Source organism: Vibrio sp. 1580 (genome assembly GCF_033340055.1).
Map to the genome: position 1 here is coordinate 1 of NZ_JAWOVT010000472.1, position 591 is coordinate 591.

At 42.5% G+C, this 591-nt stretch carries 1 pseudogene; it reads right to left on the reverse strand.

The window, feature by feature from the left end:
* A pseudogene (gene rlmL / locus R7093_RS26660) lies at nucleotides 1-591 on the reverse strand (23S rRNA (guanine(2445)-N(2))/(guanine(2069)-N(7))-methyltransferase); the annotation flags it as partial.

Below are 591 nucleotides of genomic sequence, written 5' to 3' on the forward strand. Positions count from 1 at the left end.
TAGGAATAGTCCCGTATCAAGATAGTCGTGCAAATTCACGATCAGCTTCACGCCGTACTCGTTCACCTCTAACGTTTCAGATACCTGACCCAACTTTTGATATTGGCTGCGACCTTTCTGCTTTTCACGAACTTTAAGGACAACTTTGTTCGCTTCTACACCAGTCACTTGAATCGTTGCACGAATGATATCCGTCAAACGGCGTTTCGCTTTCTCTTCAGGGATATTTTTAGGTGCTGCGTATTCTTGAATCACGATTTGATCGCCATATACGTCAATCGCTACGTTATATTCAGGAAGGTCTGCGTCATAGATGCGGTAGCAATCTAATTTCTCTTTACGAGCCCATTTGCCAATTTTGCCAATGTTTTTCTTCAAACGGTTTGAAAAATCAGGAGCGATTTGAGTATTGGTATCTGCACCTTTTACTTCATCGGCACTACGTTCTGCGATGCTGTAGTTTTTTTGGTGACACGGTAACGCACCATTGTTTAATTTGAATTGCTTATCTGCACGCATGCGAAGACAGCTCAGCAACTCATCTGAACTAGAGAAAATAGACGCTTTGCAGCCACCAAATTCTGCTTTCAA